A 23,744-nucleotide genomic window follows, 5' to 3' on the forward strand; every position below is an offset into this window, starting at 1 on the left:
TGTAGCGGCTACGTTGAGCGCTACGGCAGGCTGACCCAGCGTTGTTCCAGGGCCGCGAGGCGGATGGCCGTGGCCAGGCGCTCGACTTCCCAGGCCTCCTGGAAGTCGGTGCCGCCCAGGCCCTGGCCGGCCACGGCCATCAGCAGCTCGTGGACCTCCAGGGTCTTCAGTTCGTTGTAACCCAGCTGGTGACCGGGAGCGGGGCTGAAGGCGGCGTAGCCTTGCAGGTCGGGGCCGGCCAGCAGGCGCTGGAATCCCGCTTCGCCGGCGCGGTACAGCCGCAGTTCGTTGAGTCGTTCCTGGTCGAAGGCCAGGGTGCCGCGAGTGCCGCTGATCTCGAAGCTCAGGTGGTTTTTGTAGCCGTGCTTGAGCCAACTGCTGCTGAACGTACCCCGGGCACCGTTGGCGAAACGCAACAGGGCGTGGGCCTGATCGTCCACGGCAATCGGCCGTTGTTCCTGGCTGCCGCTGCTGGCCGGGCGCTGGTGGTGCACGGTCTGGGTGTCGGCGCATACAGCGCTGACCGGGCCCATCAGGTAGCGGGCCATGGCCAGCAGATGGCTGCCGAGGTCGGCCAGGGCGCCGCCGGCGTGCTGCGGGTCGCAGCGCCAGGACCAGGGCGATGCCGGGTCGGCCATGAAGTCTTCGCTGAACTCACCCTGGAAACTGAGCAACTGCCCCAGTTCGCCGCCCTCGATCAGCTCGCGAGCGCGGACGATCATCGGGTTGTGCTGGTAGTTGTAGCCGACCCGGGTCACCACGCCAGCGGTCTTGGCCGCCTGCTGCATCTGTTCGGCCTGCTCGACGCTGACCGCCAGCGGCTTTTCGCAATACACCGCCTTGCCGGCGGCCAGCGCAGCCATCGTCATGGGGAAGTGCAGGTGGTTGGGGGTGGTGATGGCCACCAGCTGCACCTGGGGGTTGGCGATCAACTGCTGCCAGTCGCCGTGGGCCCGCTCAAACCCCCAGGCCGCCGCGCAGTGCTCGGCTCGCTGGCCATCGGCATCGGCCAGCGCGGCCAGGTGCAGACGCATCGGCAACTCGAACACCGCGCTCACATTACGAAACGCCAAGGCGTGGGCCCGGCCCATAAAACCGGTGCCGATCAGACCAATTCCAAGCTCATGCATAGCCGCGCCCTTCAGAATTTTTATTTTAAGAAGGGCTATTTATGGAATAAATATTCTTTAATTGCAATCCGTGGAATAAAAATTCACATGTGCCTGTAGCCGCTGCCGAGCCAGCGAGGCGGCGCTGGCCGGAGCAGACAGCAGATGAACTCAGGAAAGGAACCCGCCATCCACATTCAAGGCCACGCCGGTGGTGTAGCTGGAGGCATCGCTGGCCAGGTACAGCACGGCGCCGGCCATTTCGCTGGGATCGGCCACACGCTTGAGGGGGATTTGCGCCAGTGCGGTCTTGAGGATGGCGTCATTCTTCACCAGGGCCGAGGCGAATTTGGTGTCGGTCAGGCCCGGTAGCAGGGCGTTGCAACGGATGCCGAACTGCGCGCATTCCTTGGCGAAGACCTTGGTCATGTTGATCACCGCGGCCTTGGTCACCGAGTAGATGCCCTGGAAGATCCCCGGCGAGATGCCATTGATCGACGCCACGTTGATGATGCTGCCACCCCCGTTGTCGCGCATCAGCTTGCCGGCTTCCACCGACATGAAGAAATAGCCGCGAATGTTCACGTCGACGGTTTTCTGGAACGCGCCCAGGTCGGTGTCCAGCACGTTGCAGAACTGCGGGTTGGTGGCCGCGTTGTTGACCAGGATATCCAGGCGCCCGAATTGCTCGCGAATGCCGGCGAAGACCTGGCTGATCTGCTCCATTTCCCCGATGTGGCAGGCAATCGCCGTGGCCTTGCCGCCGTCGGCGATGATGGCATCGGCCACGTGCTGGCAGCCTTCGAGCTTGCGGCTCGAAACAATCACGTGGGCACCTTGCTGGGCCAGAAGCTTGGCGATGGCTTCACCGATACCGCGGCTGGCGCCGGAAACGAAAGCGATCTTGCCGTCGAGGTCGAACAACTGAGTCTTGGACATGGTTATTCCTTGTTATGGGCGAGGGGCGCCATCAGAGGCTGGATTTCTGGATCACTTGCAGGCTCATCTGCTCCAGCAGTTTGTTCATGTGAATGAACTGCGCGAAGCGTTTGTCCTGGGTCTGACCGTGGAAGAAGCGGTAGTAGATCTGCTGCACGATGCCCGCCAGGCGGAACAGGCCGTAGGTGTAATAGAAGTCGAAGTTGCCGATCTCGATGCCTGAGCGCTCGGCGTAGTAATCGACGAACTGCTGGCGGGTCAGCATGCCCGGGGCGTTGCTCGGTTGCCGGCGCATCAGTTGCACCGCTGGCGGGTCGCCGGCTTCGATCCAGTAGGCCAGGGTGTTGCCCAGGTCCATCAGCGGATCGCCGAGGGTGGTCAGCTCCCAGTCGAGCACGCCGATGATCTGCATCGGGTTGGCCGGGTCGAGGATCACGTTGTCGAAGCGGTAGTCGTTGTGCACGATGCTCGAGGTCGGGTGGTCGGCCGGCATCTTGTCGTTGAGCCAGGCTTTCACTGCTTCCCATTTCGGCGCGTCGGGGGTCAGGGCTTTCTCGTAGCGGTCGCTCCAGCCGCCGGTCTGGCGTTTGACATAGCCTTCAGGCTTGCCCAGGTCGGCCAGGCCGCAGGCGCTGTAGTCCACGCGATGCAGTTCGACGAACTTGTCGATAAAGCTCTTGCACAGGGCTTGGGTCTGGCTCGGGTCCAGGCCCAGCTCCGGCGGCAGGTCCGAGCGCAGGATGATGCCCTTGACCCGTTCCATCACATAGAACTCGGCGCCGATCAGCGACTCATCGGTGCAGTGCACATAGGCTTTGGGGCAGTAGGGGAAACCGTCTTTGAGCTGATTGAGAATGCGGTACTCGCGGCCCATGTCATGGGCCGACTTGGCCTTGTGGCCGAAGGGCGGGCGGCGCAGGACGAACTCCTGTTCCGGGTATTCCAGCAAGTAGGTGAGGTTCGAAGCGCCACCCGGAAACTGGCTGATCTGCGGCGTACCGCTAAGGCCCGGAATATGCGCCTTGAGGTACGGATCGATCAGGTTGGCATCAAGTTCTTCGCCGGAACGAGTACGGGTGGACTGGTCAGTAAGCGCCATGCTTATCCCTTCTGCTTATTCTGGAGGCCAGAGATTATTGGCTAATCTAATGCGCACACCGGGCCGCCACAATCGTGGCGGGCCTTTATAGGTGAGCGTGTTGCCGGGCAATCATTGCTTTTGATACAAGCGTTTGAAAACCCCAGGCCTCACTCTAGTTCAGTTCGGCGCAGGCAGGGTGAGGGGCGTCAGCAGGGGTTGGCCCGAGAAGTAGGCCAGCAGGTTTTTACCGACCATTTCCACGGTGTCGCGGGCGGCTTCCGGCGAATGGCCGGCGACATGGGGCGTCAGCACCACGTTGTGCAACACCTTCAACCCCTCGGGAACCTGGGGCTCGTCATCGAACACATCGAGGGCCGCGCCGGCGATGCTGCGCTGCTCCAGGGCGTGCAGCAGGGCGGCGCTGTCGACCACGCTGGCGCGGGCGATGTTCACCAGAAAGCCATCGGGCCCAAGGGTCGCCAGCACTTGTTTGTCGATCAACTGCCGGGTGTCGGCGCCGCCCGGGGTGGCGATGACCAGGTAATCCGATTGGCGCGCCAGCTCGGCCGGGGTTTCGCAATAGTGGTAGGGCAGGTCGGTGCGCGGCCGGCGGTTGTGGTAGCTCACGCTCATGTCAAAGCCCAGGGCGCAGCGTTTGGCGATGGCCAGGCCCACCGCGCCCAGGCCGAGAATCCCCAGGCGCTTGCCGGCCAGGGACGGGCGCATGACCTTGGGCCATTCACCACGGCGCACAGCGGCATCGGCCCGGGGAATGTCACGCACCAGGCTCAGCAGCAACGCCAGGGCATGGTCGGCCACCGACGAGGCGTTGACTCCGGCGCCATTGGTCACGGCAATCCCGCGGTTGCTGGCGGCCTGCAGGTCGACCTGCTCATAACCGGCGCCGATCACGCAGATGATTTCCAGGTGCGGCAAGGCGGCGATTTCTTCGGCATGCAGGCCCAGCGGGCCACGGGTCAGCACGGCGTTGATCTGCCCGGCATGGGTCTTGATGGCTTGGGCGCGCTCACTGGGGGTGGGCGCCAGGATCAGGTGAAAACCCTGGGCTTCGAGAATGGGCAGGTATTCATTGATGGTTTCAACCAGGACCAGAACAGTGGCGGGCATGGCGGGTTCCTGAGGCGGAGGACAGGGCGCTCAAGAGTGCTGGTTGAGGGGCCGTTTGGCAATCGCCGTCGCTGCGCAAAGCTTCAGGCCAGAGGCCTCGCCATCAGGCCTCGGGGAAAAGCCCGCCAGGGCGGCGGGCTGATCGCAGGTGGCGTCAGAACGCGATATCCACGGTGTTTTCCAGGCGGACGAAAGCCCCGTTGAGGGTGGCGTTGTGGTGATCGATGATCGCCTTGGCCGTCAGCACGGGGGTGTCCATGCACGTGTGGGCATCGGCCACCAGCACGGGCGCAAAACCCAGGTCCGCGGCGGCGCGGCAGGTGCTGTCGATGCAGTATTGAGTCTTCATGCCGACGATCACCAATTGGCTGATGTCGGCAGCGTGCAGGCGCTCGGCCAGTTCGGTGCCGAAGAAGCAGTTGGGCCGGGTCTTGTCGAACAGGGTGTCGTGTTGCTCATCCAGCTCCAGGGTCGGCAGCAATTGCCACAGCGGGCTGCCGGCATGAATCGGCGACTCGGCCGGGCCGGTATGGCGCACGGCGAAGATCGGCACGCCGGCCTGGCGGGCGCGGCGGACCAGTTGGTTGATGTTTTCCAGCACGCGTTCGCGTTCGAAAGGTTTGTCCGGGCCGTTGAACAGTCCGACTTGCATGTCGACGACCAGCAGGGCAGGGCGCTTGGCTTGGGCTGATGGCATGGTGTTTCTCCTTGAAAGCCAGCTGGACGGAGAAACAAAAGGCCCCGTCCATTGCTGGCGGGGCCTTGGTGTCACTGCGCTGTATTCAACTCTCGCAGCCACCATCCGACCCGCCGAAGGCAGTCGTGGTGGTGGAGGTGGGGTTGAGCGCGTAAATATTCATGGGGGCCGATCATGCCGCCGGCGCCCCAGGGCTGTCAACGGCGCGCACGCCATTCCCACCGCCTGTAGCCGCTGCCGAGCCCGCGAGGCTGCGCTGGCCCCGGAGAGCGCCGGCATTGGGCCAGGGCAATCAGCCTTCAATTGCGTGCGCGATAGCGCCCCGGGGTCATGCCGAACCAGCGCAGGCAGGCTTTGTGAAAGCTGCTCTGGTCGCGAAAGCCCAGCAGGGCGCCGATGTATTTGACGCTGCGGGTCGAGTTGCGCAGGAAGTTATGGGCAAGCATCAGCCGCGCCTCGTCCTGCAGCGCCGAGAAGTGCATGTCTTCATCCCCCAGCCGCCGTTGCAGGCTGCGGGCGCTGACGCCCACCACCTGGGCGATATGGTCCAGGTTGCTCGACCCGCCCTGGGCCAGCCGCTCGGACAGCACGCGCCGCACCTGAGCGGTCATCGAGCCGCTGAGCAGTTGGTTGAGGCGGGTGCGGGCGTATTCCACATGCAGCACGTCCAGGGCCGGGTCGGCGCTGGGCAGGGCGATCGCGCAATCGCTGGCGCTGAAGGTCAGGCTGTTGTGCGGGGCGTCGAACTGCAGGTTGTTGCCCAGCAGGCGCCGCAACAGGCGGGTGTCCTCAGGTTCGGGGTAGGTGAAGGCCGCCGCCAGGGGCTGGGGTTTGTGGTTGGGCAGCAGCCAGTGCACCAGGCCCAGGGTCTGCGCGGCGCCGGCGTCGATAAACGGCCGCGGGGTCAGCGAGGGTTCGTTGGTGATGTCGAAGCCGATCAGCTTCAACGCGTGGGGCTTGCGCTCCAGGCACATGCAAAAGCCATTGCTGATCAGCGAGTGGTAATCCACCAGCCGCTGCAGGGCCGCGCCCAGGGTCGCGCATGACATCACCGCGTAACCCAGCACCTCCAGGTTGGCCGGGTGCGCGCGGGTGTAGGCCAACAGCCCGAGGTCGGCATTGCCGGTGCGTTGTACCGCTTCTTCCATGACCTTGTAGACCAGTTCCAGCCTGACGCCCTTGGGGTTTGCATAGATGTCCTCGCCACTGTCGAAATGCTTGAGCAGAGCGTCAACGTTGGCTCCTGCATCACTCAGGGCATGGGCAAGCACCCGAAAACTGGCGCTGGTCATTCTGTGCATAGTTCTTCCTGGACTAGTGGCTAAGTGATATCGCGCGGGCCGTTGCATGATCGCAATAAACAAATGGCCGCAGTCGATTAACCGGGTGTGCGCGTTTCCCAGGACAAGCGAAAGGTACCCGGGAACACTTCCGGGCAGCTCCCCGAGGGTCGATCATGGCCGGCAATCAACCATGGCTGTGGCGCGCAACTCGCCGTGGCCCTGCCTATGGACGTGTCATGCAAAGAGTCAGGGACTTTTACCGGGAGCTGTCACGGGGCCAGTTGCTGCTGGCTTTCCAGCCCGTGGTGTGGCTGCCGGGCAGCAGCCGCGTGCTGTATCAGGAGGGATTGCTGCGCCGTGCCGATGCCCAGGGGCCCGAGAGTTATCCCTTCGCCCTGATGGAGCAGCACCAGATGATGCGCGACCTCGACCGCAGCGTGGTGCAGTGCGTGATCGACCGGTTGCAGGTCGATGAGCACCTGCGCCTGGGCTGCAACATCTCTGCGCAGAGCGCGATCATCGACACCTTCTGGCAGGAGATTCTGACCCAGCTGCGCGGCACGCCCTCGGTGGCCTCGCGGCTGGTGATCGAGATCACTGAAAGCGCCCGACCGCCCAGCACCGGGGCGGCCATCGAGTTTGTCCTGTGCCTGCGCGAGCTGGGTTGCCGGGTGGCCATCGACGATTTCGGCTCGGGCCTGGGCACCCTGGAATTTATCCGCAAGACCCGCCCCGACATCGTCAAGATCGATCAGGGCTACCTGCAGCGCGCCCGCCTGGAAACCAACAGCGCCCAGACCCTCGGCCACCTGGTGCAACTGTGCAAGACCCTGGCGCCCTGCGTGATTATCGAAGGCATCGAGACCGAGGCCGACCTGGCCCTGGCCACCGCCTGCGGCAGCGAGTGGGGCCAGGGTTACCTGTTCGGCCGGCCCCGGGCCGACGCCCTGGGCGCCAGCTGTCGCTTGCGTGATCGCCAGCTGACCACCTGAGGTCCGACCGCAGCTGTCAGTGTCCCGATGGGTGCTGCAGCTCGTATATCTCCTCGGGCGTCAGCGGGGGCACGGGGCCGGGGTCGTAGTTGTCGGGCTGCATTTTCGGCCGCTCGGGCTGGACCGCATCGTAAGGCAGCAGCACGGTGTCGATCAGCGCATCCGCCGGCAGGGTGACGACGATATACACCGGGCACACCACCGTGACCCAGCAAATGCCGCGCAGGATTTTGCCGTAGCCCATCTCGTACCCGGTGAGCAACTGGGCGCTGGTCTTGGTGCCGCGGTAATAGCGGTCGTCGCGCCAGTCGTAGGTCCCCGGAACCCGGGCCATGTAAGTGCCGCAGCCGGAAAGCAGCAACGTATTGAGCAGTAGCAAGCGGGTGAGAATCTTGATGATGAGGTTTCCAGGGTGCAAGGCCGGACAGCAAAACGCCCGGTGCAGTGCCGGGCGAGCCACGGGTTGAACGCAGGTCAGGCGTCGACGGGCAGCATCACGGTGTCGACCACCACATCGGCCGGCAAGGTGACGATGGCCACGACCGGGCAGACGATGGTGAACCAGCAGAAGATCGTGGCGTAGCCGTCGTAGCCGCGTGCGCCGTAGGTGGTGAGCAGCGCGACGTTGGCCGAGGTGCCCTGGTAGGTTCCCGAGCCGCTGGCGTTGGAGCTGAGGCGGGCGATAAAGGTGCCGCAGCCAGTGAGGGACACCAGGCAGAGCACGAGCAGGATATTGAGCGTTTTGATGAGGCCATTCCTTAGCGAGCGGATTTTTCCGCGCGCATGGTCGCAGAAGCCCGGGCTTGACGCTAGATTGTTCGCCCACAATCAACGACTAAGCCCCGGGAGCCAGCTGGCGATGACGATTTACCGCACCACAGGTGAGTTATTTAGCGAAGAACCCATGCCCTGGGGTCTGCGTGGCGACCCCTATTTATGGCGGGCCATGGCCGCGCATTTTGCCAATACGCCACTGCCGACAACGGCCGCAGAGCTAGAGGACTTGATCAGCCAGGCGTTCGAGCGGCTGACCGGCAAACCCCTCGCCACGCCAAGCCATTTCTTCGTCGAAACCTTTGCCCATGGCGGCATGAGCAGCGGCGGCATTTCCCCGGAGTTCTGGCGCGAAAGTGCGCTGCCGCTGCTGCTCGGGCGCCTGGCCGCAGGCTGATCAGCGCGCGGGGATCAACCCCACCAGGTCGGTATCGCCCACCTCCACCCCGGCCTGGGTCAACAGGGTCGTGGCCTGGCCCCGGTGGTGGGTCTGGTGATTGAAAACATGCAGCAGCAGGGCGTAGAGGTTGCGCGCGCCGGTCTCGCCTTGCAGGTTGCGGTATGGCAGGTCGTGGTCGAGGTCGGTGTCGCTCAGGGCCTGGGTCCAGTCGAGCAGCACCTGGTCCAGCGCCTGGCGCTGTTGCCACAGGGCCCGAATATCGGGCGCCAGCAACGCCTTGAGATTCACCGGCGGCGCCATCTGCCGCAGCGGTTCCAGTGCCCCGTGGCGCGCCGGGTGTTCGGCAAAACGCTTGAGCCAGACGATGTCCCCCGCCAGCAGGTGATTCAAGGTCCCGAGGATCGAGCCGAAAAAGGCTTGGCGATCGAGGGTGATGGCGCTGTCCGGCAGGGTCATCGCCGCGGTGTACAGCTTGTGGTTCATCCACTGGTTGTAGCGGGCCATCAGGCACAGGTGTTCGGTGCGGGTCATGGTGCAGTCCTGCAGGTCGTGGTCGCTGGGCAAGGGCGACAGCTTGGCCTCGCCCAGGATGGCGGCGCAACAGATAAGCGGGTTTTTTTCAAGGCAGGCCAGGCGGGCGATCATTCGCAGGACGCGATCAGGCGCAGTCAATTATCCTGCGCGGCAAACGTTGATGAGGGAACACTGTGAACGATTCGGAAAAGGTGGCGCTGTTTGTCCTGCTCAAGGCCTTCGACAGGTTGGGGCTTTGGCTTGAAGGGCAGGGCATCATGCTGCCGCAGCAGGCGCATCGCTTTATCGATCAGGCCTGGGCCTGCCTGGCGGCGGGAACTGCGACCTTGAACACACAGGCCCTGGACTCTGCCCTAGACGCAGCCGTGGTCGATGAGCAGGGCGCGGGCACGGCCGAGATTCTGAGAAACCTCTACCTGTACGCGCTTGCCGATTTCGCGATGTTTTTCTCCGAGGCCACGCCCGCCAGTTTGAGCGGAGCCGAAAGCGCCATCGTCGATGCCTACGACTACGTGGCAGGGCAACAGTATCTGCTTGAGCACAAGCAGGGTAAGGCGCTGGTGTTGAGTGCCGAGGATGAGCAGGCAATCGCCGAGATGCCGCTGTACCGTGACGCGGTTGCTTTATTGCACGCGGACCGGACCTTTGCCCAAGGCATGGGCGACTGGACCCGGGTCCTGGAATATCGCTGAGCGGCCGTTATCCATAAGCGGCATGCCGGCCCGAAATCAAAGTGATTGCCCCGGACGGCGATGACAATCCAAGGAGTGTGTTGTGCAAGACGCAGTCGCAGTAGCAACCATCAGGGCCGCGTTGTACGCCACCACCGGCAAGAAGGTCGGCAAGCGCGTGCAGGCACTGGCCATCGAGCATGCCAGCCTGGCCTTGAGTCATGAGCATTACCCCGACGCGGGGTTTGCCCTGCTGCTGGAGATACTCAGGGTCGATGCGTTGTTCAATAAGCGCGGCATCGAGTATTTCCTGGTGAACCTGGCCGCCGACATGCACCAGTTGTCGCTGGCGCAACGACAGGCGTTGTTGCAGGTGGCCGGCGAAAACTACCCTCGCTACACCTACCTGGACGGGTGTTGGGTCCTGGGTGATCTGATTGCCCGGCACTATGAAAAGCCCCAGGCCATGGCCTTTTTCAAAAAGGTCTTTCGCAGCGCCAGCGCTGAAGGTCGAGAGGGCGTGGCCCTCGGGCTGGATGTCATTGCCCGCCATGCAAAACGCGACCCGGGAGTGGTCAGGGAAGTGCAGCGGATCTTGCGGTCCGCGCCGTGATGCAGCACAAGCAAGGGGCACAGCATGTTCGATGAATACCGGGCGGATACCGCCGTCTACCAGGCGCTGGAGCGCCACTTCAGCGAGTTTTTCCAGGCTGAAATCAAGCGCCGGCACGCAGACGCCACGCGGATGAAAACGCCGTACTACAAGACCACCTTCGCCAATGGCCAGCCGTTTTTTGACGGCAATCCGATCTTCTCCGCGAAACATGAGCGCACGGGCGACACCCTCAGGGTGGTGCTCGACGAGGACATTCAGCCACTGAGTTCTTACCTCGACAAAGAGGGGCAGTCCGAGCGGGTGATTGTGGGCCATGTCTCGGCGCTGGCCGACATCCGGCAGCAAGTCGCGCAGTGGATAGCCGTGCAGCTCGGCGCTTGAACACCCCTTGCCCGAGAGGGCTGGGAGCCTGATCCCAGACGCGTGCATGGCTCCTTTCAGCCATTAAAAAAACCGCCCCTTTGGCCCCGATAACATCGTTTCTCGGGGCGTGGGCTTTTCTCTATATTGGCCCGCAGATCCAGCGCAGTTCCTGACTGCGCGCCCTTTAGCGTGAGCCTTCACCATGAATAAGAAACCTGAAAGCACAGGGCTGCACTCTGCCGGCACCGGGACCCGCGTGGTCTGGGGCGGCGAGCAGGTCAAGCACCCCTACAACGCCACCCAGACGCCGATTGTCGCCAGTGCCGCCTACGGCTACGACGACATCGACCAGTGGTACGACGTGGCGCTGGGCAAGGCCCCTGGCTTTATCTACAGCCGCATGAGCAACCCCACGGTGGAGGTGCTGGAAGCCAAGCTCTGCGCCCTGGAAAACGCCGAATCCGCCGTGGCCTTCAGCAGTGGCATGGCCGCCATCAGCAGCGTGCTCTACAGCTTTTTGCAGCATGGCCAACGGGTGGTCTCGACCAAGGACAGCTACGGCGGCACCAACAAGATTTTCGAAGAGTTCCTGCCGCGCATGGGCGTGGCGGTGACCCTGTGTGAAACCTTCGACCATCAGCAAATCGAACGGGAAATCGCCAAGGGCTGCGACGTGCTGTACCTCGAGACCCCGACCAACCCGACCCTGAAAATCGTCGACATCCAGCGCCTGGTGGCCGCGGCGAAACAGGTCGGTGCGCTGGTGGTGGCCGACAATACCTTTGCCACGCCGCTGAACCAGAACCCCCTGGCCCTCGGGGTGGACGTGGTGATCCACAGCGCCACCAAGTTCCTCAGCGGCCACGGCGATGTGCTGGGCGGCCTGGTGTGTGGCAGCGAAACGCTGATGGCCCAGGTGCGGCACTACCGGGAAATCAACGGCGCCGCCCTCGACCCGTTTTCGGCGTACCTGATCATCCGCGGCATCAAGACCCTGGCCCTGCGCGTGCGTCAGCAGCAACACAGCGCGCGGGCCCTGGCCGAGTTCCTGGGCAGCGAGCCGCTGGTGGAATCGGTGAATTACCCGGGGCTGCCCAACCACCCGAATCACGCCGTGGCCTGTGCGCAGATGCGCGGCTTCGGCGCCATCGTCAGCTTTGTGCTGGTGGGCGGCATGGACACGGTCAAGCTGCTGCTGCCGCGCCTGCGTTATGCCCATTGCGCCGGCAACCTGGGGGCGGTGGAAACCATCTACGGCCCGGCGCGCACCACCAGTCATGTTGAAAACACCCTCGAAGAGCGCCTGGCCCTGGGCATCTCCGAAGGCCTGGTGCGGGTCTCGGTGGGCATTGAAGACACCGACGATCTGCTCGCCGACCTGAAGCAGGCTTTCGCCTGGGTCAGACGCTCACTGCAGCCGGACGCTGCGGTCCAGACATCCCAGGCCGAACCCTGCGTTGAGGCCGCCGACTGAGTTCAGCCACACCCCCTCACGGCAAGGTCGCCGTGAGTTCTCCATGAAGAGCCAAAAAAAATAAAAACCTGTCGGCATCGCCTTTGATTTCTGCCCCTGTCTGTGACGCAGACGTCGACCCTTGCCCTGACCCCTTTCATGAGAAAAATCATGTCCAGTACCCCACAACAAATCGCCGCGCGCAGCGGCTTCAAGCAGGAAATGCAGACCCGTCACATCGTCATGCTGGCCTTGGGCGGCGTGATCGGGACCGGGCTGTTCCTGACCTCCGGCTACACCGTCAACCAGGCCGGCCCCCTGGGCGCAGTGATCGCCTACATCATCGGCGCACTGATGGTCTACATGGTCATGATGTGCCTCGGCGAACTGGCGGTGCAGATGCCGGAAACCGGCTCCTTCAGCACCTACGCCACACGCTTTCTCGGCCCGGGCACCGGCTACACCGTGGCCTGGCTGTACTGGCTGACCTGGACCGTGGCCATCGGCTCGGAATTCACCGCCGCCGGCATCCTGATGTCGCGCTGGTTTCCCGAGACCCCGGTGTGGATCTGGAGCGCGCTGTTCGCCGGGGTGGTGTTCCTGACCAACGTGGTGTCGGTGCGCCTGTTTGCCGAGACCGAGTTCTGGCTGTCGCTGGTCAAGGTGATCACCGTGGTGGTGTTTCTGCTGATCGGTGGCGGGGCGATTCTGGGCCTGTTGCAGATCGATCAGGTGCACAGCATCGGCCTGGGCAACTTCACCCGCGAGGGCTTGTTCCCCACCGGTTTCATGCCGATTGCCATGACCTTGCTGGCGGTGTCGTTCGCGTTTTCCGGCACCGAACTGATCGGCATCGCCGCCGGTGAAACCAAGGACCCGCAGCGCAATGTGCCGCGGGCGATCCGCACCACCGTGCTGCGCCTGGCGATCTTCTTTGTCGGCACCATCTTCGTCCTCGCCACCCTGTTGCCCCGGGAGCAGGCCGGCCTGGTGGAGAGCCCGTTTGTCACGGTGTTCACCTACATCGGCATTCCGTACTCGGCTGACATCATGAACTTCGTGATCATCAGCGCGCTGCTGTCGGCCGCCAACTCCGGGCTGTATGCCGCCTCGCGCATGCTCTGGACCCTGAGCGACCAGGGCCACCTGCCCAAGCAGTTCTCGGCCCTGACCCGCATGGGCACGCCGCTCAACGCGATCATCGTGAGCATGGCTGGCGGCGCCGCGTCGTTGCTCAGCAGCGTGTTCGCCGCCGACACCATCTACCTGGCGCTGGTGTCGATCTCCGGGTTGGCGGTGGTGGTGGTGTGGATGAGCATCGCCGCCAGCCAGATCGGCTTTCGTCGGCACTATGTGGCCAATGGCGGGGATATCCGCGACCTCAAGTTCCGGGTTCGCGGCTACCCCTGGGTGCCGCTGGGAGCGCTGGCGTGCTGCGCCCTGGCCTGTGTCGGCATCGCCTTCGACCCGGAGCAGCGCGTGGCCTTGTACTTCGGTTTGCCGTTCATCGCCTGGTGCTATTTCGTGTATTACATTACCCGCACCAGCCGCGAGCGACGCTTGTCGCTTGCTTCCTCGGCACACCCGGCAGATGCGCTCCAGGCGCGCTCCACGGGTTGAACACGCGCGTTCGGTGCCGGGGGCGTCAATGAGGTTCGGGTCATGAAGCAAAAGACATTACCGCCACTGAACTGGCTGCGGGCCTTCGAGGTGTCGGCCCGCTGCCTGAACTTCACCCACGCCGCCGAGGAACTGTTCCTGACCCAGGGCGCGGTCAGCCAGCAGATCCGCCAGCTCGAAAGCCACCTCGGGGTGGCGCTGTTCAAGCGCCTGCCCCGGGGCCTGGGCTTGACCGAAGAGGGCCAGGCCTACCTGCCGGTGGTGCAGGACGCCATCACCCGGCTGGCGGTGGGCACCAACGAGATTTTCGGCCAGCACAAGCGCCGGCCGCTCAAGGTGCGCGGCAGCCTGTCGTTTTTCGTGCACTGGCTGGCGCCCAAGCTGGTGGATTTTCGCCAGGCCCACCCCCACGTCGATATCCGCTACATCAGCAACATCTGGGTCAAGGAACTGGACGGCGAGGACGACATGGAAATCCGCTGGGGCCACGGTCAATGGCCGGGGCTGGTGTCCCAGCGCCTGACCTGGGACACGCTGTTTCCGGTGTGTTCGCCGGCGCTGATGGCGCGCTCGCCGCTGCGGGTGCCGGCAGACGTCGGCGCGCATCCGCTGCTGCACGTGCTGGGTTACGAAGAGGGCTGGGGCTACTGGTTGAACATGGTCGGCGCCGAGGGTGTGGACTCGTCCACCGGCATGCAGTTCGACACCCTGATTTCCACCCTGCGCATGGCCGAGCTGGGGCAGGGCATAGCCCTGGCGCGCTCGTCGATGGTCGATGAAATGCTGGCTGACGGGCGCTTGATCGAGCCGTTTACCCAGCGCATCGAAGCCAGCGAATCGTTCTATCTGGTACGCGGTTCCGGGGCCGATCAACACCCCGATGCCGTGATGTTTTCCACCTGGCTGGTCGAGCAGGCACACCGTTTCAAATAGATGGCTGGAGCCACCCATGCGTTATGTCAGTACACGGAGTTCGGCGTTGCAGGCCGATTTCGAGAAGGTGGTGTTGTCCGGCATAGCCGACGACGGCGGGCTGTTCGTGCCCCTGGAACTGCCGCTGTTCAGCCCCCAGGACATCGGCAACTGGTCGACCCTGGCCTACCCCGAGCTGGCCTATCGGGTGATCCGCCCGTTTGTTGGCGAGTCCATCCCCGATGCCGATCTCAGGCAACTGCTGGAACAGGCTTACAGCGGTTTCAGCCATCGCTCCGTGGCGCCCTTGCATCAGGTCGATCGCAACGAGTGGGTGCTGGAGCTGTTCCATGGGCCGACCCGCTCCTCCAAGGATTTTGCCGCGCGCCTGCAGGCGCAGCTGGTGCAGTACTTCCTGGGCAAACGCCAGCGCCGCGGCGTGGTGTTGGGGGCCAGCAATGGCGATACCGGGCTGGCGGCAATCGACGCCTTCAAGCACTGCGAGCAGGTCCAGGTCGTGGTGTTCTATCCGCCTGCGGCGGTGCCGGCCCAGCAGTTGCGGGAGTTGCAGGCGGTGGCCCACCCCCGGGTGCACCGGTTCGAGCTGGAGGGCAGTTTCGACGAGTGCCAGACCATCGTCAGCCAGCTGTTCCGGCACTGGCCCTGCGCGGGCTATGAAGCCATCAGTTTCAACTCCAGCAACTGGGTCGGGGTGCTGGCGCAGCTGGTGTTTTATTTTCATGCGGTGCTGCAACTGGGGGGCGGCCAGCGGCCCATCGGTTTCAGTGTGCCGGCGGCGAGCTTCGCCGAGGTCTATGCCGGCTACATCGCGCAGAAGATGGGCCTGCCGATCACCCAGATGATCGTGGCCACCAATCAGAATGACGCGCTGCACCAGCTGTTCCTGAAGAACCACTACTCCCGTTCACGGGCCAATAAAACCCTGTCGCCGGCCATGGACCTGTCGATCTTTTCCAACCTCGAGCGCTTCCTCTGGGAGCTCTACGGCCACGACGGCCAGGCGGTCAGCGGCTTGATGGCGGCGTTCGAAGCCAGCGGCGAAATGACCCTCGGCAACGAGTTCTGGCTGCAGGCGCGGATGATCATCGACTCCTATGCGGTCAGCGATGACCAGACCCTGGAGGAGATCAGCTCGCTGTACCGCGACACCGGCTACGTCATCGACCCGCACACCGCCACCGGGGTGCTGGCGGCGCGCCTGTACCGACGCAGCCTGGTGGCGCCGATGGTGACCCTGGGCGAGATCTGTCCGGGCAAGTCGGCGCTGTTGCTGGCGGAGTTGGGGATCCCGGGGCCGCCGGACCGGCCCGTGGCATCGGCCTCGGCGCCGGACCAGGTGTATCGGCTGCGTCCGGACCAGTTGGACATCATTCATCAACGGCTGGGCGCGCTGTGAACGCGCCGCACCGGGAGGTTCTGTGAAGCGAATTCTCGACTCGCTGGATGAGCGCATCATCGCCGAGCTGCGGCTCAATGCCCGGGCTGCCCATGCGGAGCTGGCGGCCAAGGTCAACCTGTCGCGCAACGCCGTGCGCCAGCGCATCGAGCGCCTGGAACGCGACGGCGCGATCCAGGGCTACACCGTGCGTGAAGGGGAAGGGCGGCAGGCATCGGCCACGATCAATGCGGTGATCTTCGTCTACCGCTACGACCGCATGCGCGGCGCTGAAGTCCTGCAAGCCCTGCGCGCCATGCCGCAAGTCACCCAGTGCGACGTGATGAGCGGCGAATTCGACCTGATGCTGCGCGTCGGCGCCGCCTCGGCCCAAGGCGTGCACAAAGTCTGGAACGACATCGCCGCGCTGCCCGGCGTCGAAAACACCGTGACCTCCTTCGTGCTGTCCTCGGTGGTGTAACCCCATCGCCCAAGGCACCAGCCAGCGCAGCTGTGCTGGCCCTCCCATACGCCGGTTGTGCATCAAGTGCTGCGCATCGTTTTGCAGGGCCAGCGTCCGATCGTAGCCCCGCGGCAACCTGCTTGTGGCGAGGGAGCTTGCTCCCGCTCGGCTGCGCAGCAGCCGTAAACCCGCTACCCGGTTCTGCCTGAATGCACGCGGTACCTGTTTTGGGGCCGCTTCGCGCTGGAGCGCCAGCCCGGCCCGGCGGGAGCAAGCTCCCTCGTCACGGTACACGCCGCTATCGAGCCTGCGAGCCCAACCACCCCTCCCTGTACCTGCGACCCCTCGGCGCTCCCAATGACCAGCGCGGCCTGTCGGCAGCGGCTCCAGGTTTCCCCGGCCCTGAACACGGGTCGCGCCTTGGTCAAAACGCTCAATAAATAGAGCAAATTGGCCTATTTCACTGCCCTGGCCGGGTCCCTAATCTAGTGCCCAACAACCCCTCACCCGGATCAAGGGCCATAACAAAATGACTGAATACAAAATCGCGCTGGTGGGCTTCGGTGGTGTCAACCGGGCCTTGGCCCAACTGATTGCCGAGCGCAATGCGCGCTGGAAAACCGAGCTCGGTTTCACCCTGAAAATCGTCGGCGTGACCGACCTGTTCCTCGGCTCGCTGATCGGCCGCGAAGGCCTGGATGCCGGGGTGCTGGCACGCCTGCCAGCGGTCAAGGGGGCCTTTGCCCAACTGCCGGGCGGCAGCGCCGAGGCGCAGAACGCGGCGGTGATCAAAGACTCCGGCGCCGACATCATTGCCGAGGCCACCTTCACCAACCCGGTGGACGGCGAGCCGGCCACGTCGTTCTGCCGCTGGGCCCTGGAAAACGGCCAGCACGTGGTTACCACCAACAAGGGCCCGATCGCCCTGCACGGTCCAGAGCTCAAGGCCCTGGCCCTGCGCCATGACGTCGGCTTCGAATACGAAGGCGCGGTGATGAGCGGCACCCCGGTGATCCGCCTGGCCAAGCAGACCCTGGCTGGTAGCGAATTGAGCGGTTTCGAGGGCATCCTCAACGGCACCTCCAATTACGTCCTGACCCGCATGGAAGGTGGCCTGGGCTTTGCCGAGGCGGTCCGGGAAGCCCAGGTCCTGGGTTACGCCGAAGCCGACCCGACGGCCGATGTCGAAGGGCATGACGTACGCCTCAAAGTGGTGATCCTGGCCAACGAGTTGCTGGGCGCCAAACTCACCGTCAGCGATGTCAGCTGCAACGGTATTTCCGCCCTCGACCTGGCCGACATCGAACAGGCCCGCGCCGACGGCGCCCGCTGGAAACTGATCGGCGCCGCCACGCGCCACGCCGATGGTTCGGTCAGCGCCAGCGTCGAGCCGCGCCTGCTGGGCAACGATCATCCGCTGGCCGGGATCAGCGGCGCCACCAATGCGGTGTCGTTCAACAGCGAGCTGCTGGGCGCGGTCACGGTCTCCGGGCCGGGCGCCGGGCGCATGGAAACCGCGTTCGCTTTGCTCTCGGACATCATCGCCATCCATCGCCGCGTTGCGCACCACTAGGAGAAGGCCTGTGAACCTATCGCGTCTGGCCCTGGCGGTTGTCGAATCGCCGATTGATGTACTGAACCCCTTTGATGGCAGCCTGGTGGGTAGCGTCGAGGACATGGGTGCCGCCCAGGTTCCGCAGTTGCTGGAACAGGGGCGCAGCGGCGCGCGGCTGTGCGCCGGGTTGCCGCGTTATCGCCGCGCGCAGATCCTCGAACAGGCGGCCCAGAATGTCGAACGCGACGCCCCGGCTTTTGCCCGGTTGATCGTCGACGAGGCCGGCAAGACCCTCAAGCAGGCACAAAAGGAGGTCAAGCGCTGCGTCAACACCCTCAAGCTGTCGGCGGAGGAAGCCCGGCGTAATGCCGGGGAAGTGGTGCCGTTCGATGCTTACGAAGGTTCCGAGTCGCGCCAGGGCTGGTTCTCCCGCGAGCCCCTGGGGCTGATCGTGGCCATCACCCCCTACAACGATCCGTTGAACCTGGTGGCCCACAAGCTCGGCCCGGCAATTGCCGGTGGCAATGCGGTGATTCTCAAGCCGTCGGAGCTGGCGCCGCTGTCGGCCCTCAAGCTGGTGGCATGCCTGGTCGAGGCCGGCCTGCCGTCATCGGTGGTCACGGTGGCCACCGGCGGTGCCGAGTTGGGCAAGGCCCTGGTGGCGGCCCGTGAGGTGCGGATGATTTCCTTCACCGGCGGTTTTGTCACCGGTGAGCAGATCGCCCGCGGCGCCGGCCTGAAAAAGCTGGCCATGGACCTGGGCGGCAATGCACCGGTGATCGTCATGGGCGATTGCGACCTGGAGGCGACGGTCGACAGTTGCCTGTCCGGTGCGTTCTGGGCCGCCGGGCAAAATTGCATCGGCACCCAGCGGCTGTTGATCCAGGCCTCGATCTACGAGGCGTTCCGCGAGCGTTTTGTCGGCCTGGCGCAGCAGTTGGTGACCGGTGACCCGTTGCTGGCCAGCAGCGACATCGGGCCGATGATCAGCGTGCAGGCGGCGCAGAATGCCGAGCAGGTGGTCAACGAAGCCCTGGAGCAGGGCGCACGCCTGCTGTGCGGCCACCGGCGCGACGCCTCGTGCTACGCCGCCACCGTGCTGGAAAACGTCGATCACGCCAGCCGCCTGTGGCGCAACGAGGTGTTCGCCCCGGTGGTGGTGCTGGAGCCGTTCGAGACCTTCGATGAAGCCATCGAACTGGCCAACGAACCGGAATACAGCCTGCACGCCGGGATCTTCACCTCGAACCTGGCCACCGCCATGAGCGCCGCACGACGCATCGAGGCGGGCGGGGTCATGATCAACGATTCATCCGACTACCGCTTCGACGCCATGCCGTTCGGCGGCTCCAAGTACGGCAGCATGGGCCGTGAGGGCGTGCGCTTCGCCTACGAAGAAATGACCCAGCCCAAAGTGGTGTGCCTCAACACCCTGGGCTAGCGGTCACGGTTACAGGTCAAGGGTCGTTGCGCACCGGGCAGGTTTGGTCACCTGCCCGGTGTTTTTGTCGCCGGTAGCCGCTGCCGAGCCTGCGAGGCTGCGCTGGCCCTATGCAACCACCCACTTCTCCCCGGCGTATCCCAGGGTTTCACAGCACCTGTGGCGAGGGAGCTTGCTCCCGCTCGAGTGCGTAACGCTCGTAAACCCTGGTGTACATATCCATTCTTGCGGGTGTGGCGGGTAATGGTTCCGCCCTTACGGCGGCTCACTTTTGAGAGGAGCGCAAAAGTAAGCAAAACGCTCTTGCCCCACCACTCGGTGCCTCGCTTAGGCTCGGCATGCCCGAACGAAGGCATTGATCCGTGGGCCGCCGCGATGGGCCATCCCTGGCCCAGCGCGGCTAACCCGGCGTCCTGCCGGGTTGCCTACGGCTCACTGCCTGCGTTCGGCCAGCGTGGTTTAACGGGGCGCTCAGATCAAAATCAAAAGCAAGACGGCGGCCTTCCGGCCGGCCTGGTTTCCTGTCGCCGCTGCCGTGGTGCGTAACCCCCTGTGGCGAGGGAGCTTGCTCCCGCTCGGCCGCGCAGCGGCCGCAAACCCTGAGCCCACGAACGATCTGTAGAAATGAAGTCGCAGCCATTGGGGCGGCTACGCCGACCCAGCGGGAGCAAGCTCCCTAACCAAAAAAGCCCGCGGCACCTCAAGATTCACCGCCAGGTATAGCCCCCCTGTGGCGAGGGAGCTTGCTCCCGCTCGGCCGCGCAGCGGCCGTAAAACCTGACCCCGCGAACGATCGGTAGAAATGAAGTTGCAGCGATTGGGGCGGCTACGCCGACCCAGCGGGAGCAAGCTCCCTAGCCACAAAATCCTGCGGTATATCGGGATTCATCGTCAGGCAGAGGTCCCGCGCCACAGGGGTTATGGGGTCGAAACAGCCCTGGCCGATAATCGCCCGGTAATGCGCGCTCACTGTTAAATCGGTAACTCATTGAATTAGATAAGAAATCTGATTTTTCACAGTTGGTTTTCCTCCCAGAACCCCTGCTTTTCATTTCCGGCAACCCTTGTTAATGGATCCATTAACGGTTTTATTAGCGGCCTGGCGATGGCAGGAGCCCTCCTGACCGTCCGCGATAAAAACTACAAAAAGGGTTTCGTCATGAATGGCTTATCAATGGCGCGCAACGGCCTGGGTTGCGTGCGCTTGTTGTCTGTGTGCAAACGTCTGCCTGTTATTTCACCTCGGGTCGCGGCCGGCCTGGAGGTGCGTCCATGAGCCTCGATCTGAAACAGCGGGTCGATAACGGCCCCATGAGTCGCTTCCAATGCCTGGCCATTGGCATCTGCATTGTGCTGAACATGATCGACGGCTTCGATGTGCTGGTGATGGCCTTTACCGCGGCTTCGGTCTCGGCCGAGTGGGGGCTCAATGGCGCGCAAATCGGCTTTCTGCTGAGTGCCGGGCTGTTTGGCATGGCGGCCGGTTCCTTGTTTATCGCGCCCTGGGCCGACCGCTTTGGGCGGCGCCCGCTGATCCTGTTGTGCCTGGCGCTGTCGGGGCTGGGCATGCTGCTTTCGGCCTTGAGCCAGACCCCGTTGCAACTGGCACTGCTGCGCGGCCTCACCGGGCTCGGCATCGGCGGCATCCTGGCCAGCAGCAACGTGATTGCCAGTGAGTATTCGAGCAAGCGCTGGCGCGGCTTGTCGGTGAGTCTGCAGTCCACCGGTTATGCCCTGGGCGCGACCCTCGGCGGGTTGCTGGCGGTGTGGTTGTTGACCCATTGGGGCTGGCGCTCGGTGTTTCTGTTTGGCGGTGCGGTGACCTGGCTGGTGATCCCGCTGGTGCTGCTGTGGTTGCCCGAGTCCCTGGACTTTCTGCTGGCGCGGCGCCCGGCCAATGCCTTGGCGCGCATCAACCGTCTGGCCCAGCGCCTGGAGCAACCGGCGCTGGCCCAACTGCCGGCACCGTTGGCCAAAGAGCCCGGTGCGCGCAGCGGTTTTGGCCAGTTGCTGGCCCCAGGCATGCGCCGCACCACGTTGGTGATCTGGTTGCTGTTTTTCCTGGTGATGTTTGGTTTCTACTTCGTCATGAGTTGGACCCCAAAACTGCTGGTGGCCGCCGGGCTCTCGGCGCAACAGGGGATCACCGGCGGGGTGCTGCTCAGCGTTGGCGGGATCTTCGGTGCGGCGCTGATCGGCGGCCTGGCTTCGCGCTGGCCCCTGACCCGGGTGTTGTCGCTGTTTATGCTGATCACCGCCGGGTTGCTGGTGCTGTTTGTCGGCAGCGGTTCGTCGATCGCCGCGGCCCTGGGCCTGGGGCTGTTGATCGGGCTGTTTTCCAATGGCTGCGTGGCCGGGCTCTACGCGCTGTCGCCGGTGGTGTACGACGCTTCGGTGCGCGCCACGGGGGTGGGTTGGGGCATCGGCATTGGGCGCATTGGCGCGATCCTGTCGCCGACCGTGGCCGGCTTCCTGCTCGATGGCGGCTGGCAGCCGCTGCACCTGTACGGGGTGTTCGCCAGCGTGTTTGTGCTGGCGGCCGGGTGCCTGTTGCTGCTCAAGCCCGGGGCGCAATCGAGCCCCGCGCCGGCCATTGCCTAGGCCTGGCCGCTGATGATCGCCTCGGCGATGGTCGCGCAGAACCAGCGCAGGGCGGCCGAGCTGTCGCTGTTGGGGTGCCAGTGCAGCGAGACGTCGAACTCGGCCACCTGGAACGGCAATTCAAGCATCTGCAGGCCGCCCTCGTGAATGAACAGACGGGCGATCTGCGCCGGGAGCACGGCCAGCAGGTCGGTGCCGGGGATGATCTTGGGCAGCACTGAAAAGTGCGGCACATGCAGGCTGATCCGGCGCTCCACATTCATGTTTTTCAGCACGTCTTCAACACTGCCGTGACCGGTGGTGCGGGTCACGGTGACGTGCCGTTCGCCAAGGAACTGCTCCAGGCTCAAGTGCCGGCCGATGCGCGGGTGGCTGGCGCTGAGCAGGCAGGCGTAGCGTTCGTGCATCAGCACCTGGCTGCGGGTGCCGGGCACCGGGTGGCGGCAGATGGCGGCGTCGATCTTGCCGCTGGCCAGCCACTCGCCGACCTGGTCCACCTGCAAGGGCAGCACCTCGACTTCGGCCAGGGGCGCGTCCCGGTTCAGGCGCGCCAGGATCAATGGCAGAAAGCCCATTTCGCCGAGGTCGGAGAGGGCGATGCGAAAGCGCCGCTCGGTGCTGGCTGGGTCGAACTGGCGGGTGCTTTGCACCGCGCTTTCGATGCGGGTCAGGCAGTCCCGCAGGTTGGGGTACAGCTGTTCGGCGACAAAGGTCGGCTGGATGCCGTCGCGGGTGCGGCTGAACAGTTTGTCGTCGAACAGTTCGCGCAGGCGGGCCAGGCCGTAGCTGACCGAGGGCTGGGTGACGAACAGGCGCTCGGCGGCCAGGGTCACGCTGCGGGCTTCGTAGAGGGTGACGAAGGTGCGGATCAGGTTCAGGTCGATGTGGCTCATGGCGCCTCGGACTGCCGATCTGGATATAGACCGTTCTTATTTTAGATAGAGATAGTATCGATTTGATCAATTGCGTGGCGGCTGCAAGAGTAACTCAAAATCTAAAAACCAGCGCCAAGGGTCCCTATGAAAACCGTTCACTCTGCGTCCTACGACATTCTTCGCGAGCAAGGCCTGACCACCATTTTCGGCAACCCCGGTTCCAATGAACTGCCGTTTCTCAAGGGTTTCCCCGAGGACTTTCGCTACATCCTCGGCCTGCACGAAGGCGCGGTGGTGGGCATGGCCGACGGCTTTGCCCTGGCCACCGGCCAGCCCACCTTCGTCAACCTGCATGCCGCCGCCGGCACCGGCAACGGCATGGGCGCGCTGACCAACGCCTGGTACTCCCACAGCCCGCTGGTGATCACTGCCGGCCAGCAGGTGCGCTCGATGATTGGGGTCGAGGCGATGCTGGCCAATGTCGATGCCGCGCAGTTGCCCAAACCCCTGGTCAAATGGAGCCACGAACCGGCCTCGGCCCAGGACGTGCCGCGCACCCTGAGCCAGGCGATCCACATGGCCAGCCTGGCGCCACGGGGGCCGGTGTATGTGTCGATTCCCTATGACGATTGGGCCTGCGAAGCCCCGGCCGGGGTCGAGCACCTGGCGCGGCGCCAGGTGCACAGCGCCGGCCTGCCGTCGTCGGCGCAGTTGCAGCAACTGGGCGAGCGCCTGTCGGCGGCGCGCAACCCGGTGTTGGTGCTGGGGCCGGATGTCGATGGCAGCCGCAGCAACCATCTGGCGGTGCAGCTTGCGGAAAAACTGCGGATGCCGGCCTGGG

General features: G+C 64.3%; 24 protein-coding genes. 14 read left to right on the top strand and 10 right to left on the bottom strand.

What is annotated here, in order from left to right; all coding sequences use genetic code 11:
* Nucleotides 1–20: 20 nt before the first annotated feature.
* The 6 genes from CF161_RS31290 to CF161_RS31315 all read right to left on the bottom strand — a co-directional run bounded on the left by CF161_RS31290 (nucleotide 21) and on the right by CF161_RS31315 (nucleotide 6,255).
* On the bottom strand, nucleotides 21–1,130 hold the full coding sequence (locus CF161_RS31290) for a Gfo/Idh/MocA family protein (protein ID WP_020300649.1): 1,110 nt from the start codon (nucleotides 1,128–1,130) through the stop codon (nucleotides 21–23).
* Nucleotides 1,131–1,280: 150 nt separating this feature from the next.
* Complete coding sequence (locus tag CF161_RS31295) at nucleotides 1,281–2,048, bottom strand: SDR family oxidoreductase (RefSeq protein WP_020300650.1); 768 nt, start codon at nucleotides 2,046–2,048, stop codon at nucleotides 1,281–1,283.
* A 31-nt stretch (nucleotides 2,049–2,079) separates the two neighbouring features.
* Nucleotides 2,080–3,147 carry a phosphotransferase family protein gene (locus CF161_RS31300; protein WP_020300651.1) on the bottom strand — a complete coding sequence of 356 codons (1,068 nt, stop codon included), beginning with the start codon at nucleotides 3,145–3,147 and terminating at the stop codon, nucleotides 2,080–2,082.
* 159 nt (nucleotides 3,148–3,306) lie between these two features.
* Nucleotides 3,307–4,257 (bottom strand): 2-hydroxyacid dehydrogenase, encoded by a 951-nt coding sequence (locus CF161_RS31305; RefSeq protein ID WP_020300652.1) that lies wholly within the window; start codon nucleotides 4,255–4,257, stop codon nucleotides 3,307–3,309.
* A 154-nt stretch (nucleotides 4,258–4,411) separates the two neighbouring features.
* Nucleotides 4,412–4,954 (bottom strand): cysteine hydrolase family protein, encoded by a 543-nt coding sequence (locus CF161_RS31310; protein WP_020300653.1) that lies wholly within the window; start codon nucleotides 4,952–4,954, stop codon nucleotides 4,412–4,414.
* A gap of 299 nt (nucleotides 4,955–5,253) precedes the next feature.
* Nucleotides 5,254–6,255, bottom strand: coding sequence for an AraC family transcriptional regulator (locus CF161_RS31315; protein WP_043231020.1), 1,002 nt, complete (start codon nucleotides 6,253–6,255; stop codon nucleotides 5,254–5,256).
* Nucleotides 6,256–6,473: 218 nt separating this feature from the next.
* On the opposite strand from CF161_RS31315, the gene CF161_RS31320 reads away from it, so the two are divergent.
* On the top strand, nucleotides 6,474–7,229 hold the full coding sequence (locus tag CF161_RS31320) for an EAL domain-containing protein (RefSeq protein WP_043231022.1): 756 nt from the start codon (nucleotides 6,474–6,476) through the stop codon (nucleotides 7,227–7,229).
* Between the two features lie 16 nt (nucleotides 7,230–7,245).
* Here the strand turns inward: CF161_RS31320 and CF161_RS31325 are convergent, their stop codons facing one another.
* Together CF161_RS31325 and CF161_RS31330 are read right to left on the bottom strand one after the other, a co-directional pair.
* On the bottom strand, nucleotides 7,246–7,608 hold the full coding sequence (locus CF161_RS31325) for a YceK/YidQ family lipoprotein (RefSeq protein WP_020300656.1): 363 nt from the start codon (nucleotides 7,606–7,608) through the stop codon (nucleotides 7,246–7,248).
* 95 nt (nucleotides 7,609–7,703) lie between these two features.
* Nucleotides 7,704–7,940, bottom strand: a complete 237-nt coding sequence (locus tag CF161_RS31330; RefSeq protein ID WP_238596103.1) for a YceK/YidQ family lipoprotein — start codon at nucleotides 7,938–7,940, stop codon at nucleotides 7,704–7,706.
* Between the two features lie 148 nt (nucleotides 7,941–8,088).
* Here CF161_RS31330 and CF161_RS31335 point away from each other — a divergent pair, with 148 nt between their 5' ends.
* A complete protein-coding gene (locus tag CF161_RS31335; RefSeq protein WP_043231025.1) occupies nucleotides 8,089–8,400 on the top strand; it encodes a hypothetical protein in 312 nt (103 codons plus the stop codon).
* On the opposite strand, the gene CF161_RS31340 is transcribed toward CF161_RS31335, so the two are convergent.
* Nucleotides 8,401–8,934: a DinB family protein gene (locus tag CF161_RS31340; protein WP_043231070.1), complete on the bottom strand. Its 534-nt coding sequence runs from the start codon at nucleotides 8,932–8,934 to the stop codon at nucleotides 8,401–8,403.
* 194 nt (nucleotides 8,935–9,128) lie between these two features.
* On the opposite strand from CF161_RS31340, the gene CF161_RS31345 reads away from it, so the two are divergent.
* From CF161_RS31345 to CF161_RS31395, 11 genes are all read left to right on the top strand, one after another.
* A complete protein-coding gene (locus CF161_RS31345) occupies nucleotides 9,129–9,629 on the top strand; it encodes a hypothetical protein (protein ID WP_156882762.1) in 501 nt (166 codons plus the stop codon).
* Between the two features lie 82 nt (nucleotides 9,630–9,711).
* Entirely contained in the window at nucleotides 9,712–10,221 is a 510-nt protein-coding gene (locus CF161_RS31350; RefSeq protein WP_156882763.1) for a hypothetical protein, read from the top strand.
* Between the two features lie 24 nt (nucleotides 10,222–10,245).
* Entirely contained in the window at nucleotides 10,246–10,605 is a 360-nt protein-coding gene (locus tag CF161_RS31355; RefSeq protein WP_020300662.1) for a hypothetical protein, read from the top strand.
* Between the two features lie 184 nt (nucleotides 10,606–10,789).
* Nucleotides 10,790–12,061: a cystathionine gamma-synthase family protein gene (locus CF161_RS31360; protein WP_020300663.1), complete on the top strand. Its 1,272-nt coding sequence runs from the start codon at nucleotides 10,790–10,792 to the stop codon at nucleotides 12,059–12,061.
* Nucleotides 12,062–12,211: 150 nt separating this feature from the next.
* A complete protein-coding gene (locus CF161_RS31365; protein ID WP_020300664.1) occupies nucleotides 12,212–13,660 on the top strand; it encodes an amino acid permease in 1,449 nt (482 codons plus the stop codon).
* Between the two features lie 42 nt (nucleotides 13,661–13,702).
* Nucleotides 13,703–14,593: a LysR substrate-binding domain-containing protein gene (locus tag CF161_RS31370; protein WP_020300665.1), complete on the top strand. Its 891-nt coding sequence runs from the start codon at nucleotides 13,703–13,705 to the stop codon at nucleotides 14,591–14,593.
* Nucleotides 14,594–14,609: 16 nt separating this feature from the next.
* The gene (thrC, locus tag CF161_RS31375) at nucleotides 14,610–15,989 is read left to right on the top strand and encodes a threonine synthase (protein ID WP_043231027.1); all 1,380 of its coding nucleotides are present in this window, start codon (nucleotides 14,610–14,612) and stop codon (nucleotides 15,987–15,989) included.
* Nucleotides 15,990–16,011: 22 nt separating this feature from the next.
* The gene (locus tag CF161_RS31380) at nucleotides 16,012–16,449 is read left to right on the top strand and encodes an Lrp/AsnC family transcriptional regulator (RefSeq protein WP_020300667.1); all 438 of its coding nucleotides are present in this window, start codon (nucleotides 16,012–16,014) and stop codon (nucleotides 16,447–16,449) included.
* A 511-nt stretch (nucleotides 16,450–16,960) separates the two neighbouring features.
* Complete coding sequence (locus CF161_RS31385; protein ID WP_020300668.1) at nucleotides 16,961–18,004, top strand: homoserine dehydrogenase; 1,044 nt, start codon at nucleotides 16,961–16,963, stop codon at nucleotides 18,002–18,004.
* Between the two features lie 10 nt (nucleotides 18,005–18,014).
* On the top strand, nucleotides 18,015–19,427 hold the full coding sequence (locus CF161_RS31390; protein ID WP_020300669.1) for an aldehyde dehydrogenase family protein: 1,413 nt from the start codon (nucleotides 18,015–18,017) through the stop codon (nucleotides 19,425–19,427).
* Nucleotides 19,428–20,699: 1,272 nt separating this feature from the next.
* Nucleotides 20,700–22,028, top strand: a complete 1,329-nt coding sequence (locus CF161_RS31395) for an MFS transporter (RefSeq protein ID WP_020300670.1) — start codon at nucleotides 20,700–20,702, stop codon at nucleotides 22,026–22,028.
* Here the strand turns inward: CF161_RS31395 and CF161_RS31400 are convergent.
* Nucleotides 22,025–22,921, bottom strand: a complete 897-nt coding sequence (locus CF161_RS31400) for a LysR family transcriptional regulator (RefSeq protein ID WP_020300671.1) — start codon at nucleotides 22,919–22,921, stop codon at nucleotides 22,025–22,027. The two genes, CF161_RS31395 and CF161_RS31400, sit on opposite strands and share 4 nt — an antisense overlap.
* 126 nt (nucleotides 22,922–23,047) lie before the next feature.
* Between CF161_RS31400 and CF161_RS31405 the strand changes: the two genes are divergently transcribed.
* The coding region (locus CF161_RS31405) for a thiamine pyrophosphate-binding protein (protein WP_020300672.1) at nucleotides 23,048–23,744 on the top strand (697 nt) is incomplete at its 3' end.

The sequence above is a fragment of the Pseudomonas sp. CF161 genome (assembly GCF_000416215.1).
Taxonomy (GTDB): Bacteria; Pseudomonadota; Gammaproteobacteria; order Pseudomonadales; family Pseudomonadaceae; genus Aquipseudomonas.